At 59.8% G+C, this 3,521-nt stretch carries 3 protein-coding genes; all 3 read right to left on the bottom strand.

Annotated features, from left to right (window positions below):
* Positions 1 to 148: 148 nt before the first annotated feature.
* The 3 genes from ACFQXB_RS20210 to ACFQXB_RS20200 are packed head-to-tail and all read right to left on the bottom strand — an operon-like array spanning position 149 to position 3,343.
* Positions 149 to 1,159 (bottom strand): tyrosine-type recombinase/integrase, encoded by a 1,011-nt coding sequence (locus ACFQXB_RS20210; protein ID WP_377406997.1) that lies wholly within the window; start codon positions 1,157 to 1,159, stop codon positions 149 to 151.
* Positions 1,152 to 2,111: a tyrosine-type recombinase/integrase gene (locus tag ACFQXB_RS20205; RefSeq protein ID WP_377406996.1), complete on the bottom strand. Its 960-nt coding sequence runs from the start codon at positions 2,109 to 2,111 to the stop codon at positions 1,152 to 1,154. The genes ACFQXB_RS20210 and ACFQXB_RS20205 overlap by 8 nt, the downstream gene beginning before the upstream one ends.
* A complete protein-coding gene (locus tag ACFQXB_RS20200; protein WP_377406995.1) occupies positions 2,108 to 3,343 on the bottom strand; it encodes a tyrosine-type recombinase/integrase in 1,236 nt (411 codons plus the stop codon). The genes ACFQXB_RS20205 and ACFQXB_RS20200 overlap by 4 nt, the downstream gene beginning before the upstream one ends.
* Positions 3,344 to 3,521 lie beyond the last annotated feature (178 nt).

The following is a 3,521-nucleotide window of genomic DNA, read 5'->3' as shown; positions in this document are numbered from 1 at the left end:
CCCGCCGATGAAATCGACGGCGACGAGGTCGTGATCGTCTCGGAGTATGACCCGTTCCAGAATATGGCCCGCTGAGGGCCATGACGCCTGCAAGCCCTTGCCGCGCCGAGCTTTTCGCTCGGCGCTACGCACTTGCAAGTGCGCATAATCAGAGGCCTTTCAAGAAAGCCAAGAGGTTGTCCGGCGCCTTGTAGCGCCCCGGGCCGACATCAGCCGGTTGAAGGCGTAGCAGGGCTTCTTCCTTCATGGCCATGTCCGCCGACAGATAGACGTGCGTTGTCGTTGGGCTTTCATGGCCGAGCCAGAGCGCGATGACGGAAATGTCGACACCGGATTGCAGCAGGTGCATGGCCGTCGAATGCCGGATGATGTGCGGCGACACCGTGCGCTTGGAGAGTTCGGAATGTGCCACCGCGGCCTTGCCCACTGCAAGCTCCAGCCGCCTCGCGATGCTGGATCGTGTCAGCGGCTTGCCCGTCGCACTTGGAAATAGGGGCCTGCTTCCGTCCCGCTGGTCAATTTGATCCACCCATTTGCGGAGCGTGGCTGCTGTCTGCCGCCAAAGAGGAACACTGCGTTGTTTGCGGCCCTTCCCCTTGAGATGTACGACTGAACTCGCCCCGAGGACCAAGTCATCCAGGCGCAAAACGGCGACCTCGGAGACCCGTGCCCCAGTGTTATACATCAGTGCGAGCATCGCGCGATCACGCTGTCCGGTCCACGTGGCCGGATCGGGCGCGTCCAGGATCGCGTCAATCTCTCCTTTCGAAAGGAAGCCGACGAGGGGTTTGTCATGGCGCTTCATCGGAATCGCAAGGACCTGTTCAATGGTGGCCAAAGCCCCGAAGTCATGGTGTGCGGCGTATTTGAGAAAGGCCCTGATTGACGCAAGCCGAGCGTTCCGGCTGCGCACGCTATTCCCTCTGACCGTCTCGAGATGGTCGAGGAACCCGAGGATCAGGGCAGCATTCATGTCGCCCATAGTCAGGTCTGTAGGGGCTTTCCTGATGGCGACCTGCGCGAACTGGAGGAGCAGTTGGAGGGTGTCACGATAGGCCGCGATCGTGTGGCGGCTGACAGCCTTTTGTTGGACAAGGTGGTCGACGAAGAACTGCTGAAGCAGCTTTGCGAATGATGGATACTGGACTCGATCAAGCATGGCTGTTCTCCTCCATGACGCAGATCGTTCGCTCGAAGCGCGCACTGGTCAGCGCCATCAGTTCGGGAATAGCCTCCATATACCAATAGGTGCTGACCGGCTTGGCGTGCCCGACATAGGTAGAAAGCGCGAGAACGGCGTTGTCGATGTCGATGCCTTCATCGAGCCAGATCATCAATCTGCGACAGACGAAGGTGTGCCGCAGGTCATGGATCCGGACCCGTGCGTGCCCTCCCCTTGGCCGGATCTCGTTGATCACGGGCAATCGCGAGAAAGCGTATAGGACATTGGCATACGGTACCGGCGGTCCGTCGACGTGAAGCGAAAACAGATGCTTCTCCTTCCCTGCGGCCACAGCCTGCCCGCGTGCTGAAACGAACGCTTTAAGCGCCTGGATTGTCGTGGGATGGAGAGGGACCAACCGGCTTGTTCCGAACTTGCTGGCCTTGATGGTTAACTGACCATGACCAAGATCGATGTCGGCGAGGCGCAAGGCCAATGCCTCGGATATCCGCAAGCCGGTTGAGGCTAGAAGCCCAAACAGTGTCGAAAGGAGCACGGGGCGCAAAGGGGGAGTTGCCAGCAGTTGCCCAGCTTCCTCGACAATCCTGCGGACCTCATCAGTCGAATATATGTGGGGCGCCAGCCGCCGAGTCTTGCGTCCAAATGGACTTCCGGGTGGAAAGCTGGTGGCGGGGTCGAGCTCTGACAGATAACGCGAAAACGGACGCAGGGCTTCAAGGCGACGGGCCCAGTTGAACGGGTCGGCATGTGCAGCGCCCTCGCGTGCCCATCTTAGACAAAGGTCCGCGGTCATCGGCCAGGTATGGCCGCAATCCGCGGAAAATCTTGCAAATGATGATACGTGATTATCGGCGTTCGTGGGGACGAACCCGTGGCGGTAGCGGCCATTAAGATATGCGGCTGCAGCTTGTGTGAGAGTCCTGCTCATTGGGCGCCTCCCGGCCATGCCAGCGACACCTTGGACAACCATGCGCTGTCCAGCTTGGTGTAAATCACTGTCGTATCGAGGCTGCGATGGCCCATGACGTCCGCGATAACGGGCATTGGTGTGCCCCTCGCCAGAAGCCGTGTTGCCAGGGTGTGGCGGAGAATATGAACCCGGGTGCGATCCCAGCCCAGACGACGGTAGGCGGCCAGCATGGTCGTCTGAACGGCGCGTCGTCCTATCGGCTCACCGATAGGTGGCCTGTGTCGGACGAAAATGTTGAGGCAAGCGGGCGCAGGGCGCTCATGCAGGATGTAGTCTGCGATCGCCTTACCAGTCGCTTCCAGCAACGGCAGAATATCTGCACGGCGTCCTTTGCGATGGGTGACCCGGATCGTGCCGCGCTGCCAGTCGATGTCTTCAAGGGTCAGTCCGGCCACCTCGGAAGAGCGCATGCCAAGATCGATCAGGCATCTGGCGATTGCGAACGCGCGCCGGCGCTGAGGAAAGTCGGCACTGAACGACTGCAGCAGCGCGTCGACTTCGACGTCTGTGAGAACGTCTGGCAGGGTGGAAGGCTTGGGTCGCGGGGGGCGCGGCAAACCTGCAAGCAAAGGTGTGACGTCATCGCCGATCAACTGGCGATACCGCAGGAAGCAGCGGATCGCGCCAGACAGCCCACGTGCGCAACTTGTTCTGCGGGTGCCGTCCCCGGTGATGAAACGTGATACGTCGGACTTGGAAACCTTATCTAAATCAATATCATGCGCTCCTTCTGTAGAAGTCAGGAAACGCTTGACGATGCGGCACCGTGCTGCCCGAGTGCTCTCGGAATAGCCCCAGACCTCTCGCATCTTCGCGTCGAAGCGCAAAAGCTCTGCATCCATCAGCGTCGTGGTCCGTATTATCGCGAACCCGGTATCCTCTATGACCCGCCCGAGCAGATTAAGGGCTGCGCGATTTGTGTGTCTGTCGCCGCGTGTATGACGACTGCACAGGCAAGACGGCATGTGATCGGCGAGAAACTGTCGGATGTGCCGATCCCGGACCTGTCCAAGGGCAACGCCTTCGGTTTTGAGCCAGTCGCCGAAATGGAAAACGGTCGCGAAGTACAGCGCTTGCACCTTGGGCGCATACTTCCCGTCGCTCAAGCGTTGCCGATAGGCTCCAAATACCGGCGCAAGCAAATTGCCCGGGTCGTCCTTCAACATGAATTTGCGTTTGCTTGGTCGCATGTTCGATCTCCTCTGCTGCGAAGATCGCAGTGAAGCCCGCGATTATGCGCACTTCCAAGTGCGTAGCGCCGAGCGAAAAGCTCGGCGCGGCAAGGACTTGCAGGCGCCATGGCCCTCAGCGGGCCATAATCTGGAACGGGTCATACTCCGAGTTATGCTGCTGTCCGCATAACTCGGA

It is taken from the genome of Halodurantibacterium daqingense (assembly GCF_042666235.1).
Classification (GTDB): Bacteria; Pseudomonadota; Alphaproteobacteria; order Rhodobacterales; family Rhodobacteraceae; genus Halodurantibacterium; species Halodurantibacterium daqingensis.
The sequence above is the reverse complement of the archived record's forward strand: the minus strand, read 5'-3'. Positions and strand labels throughout refer to the sequence as shown.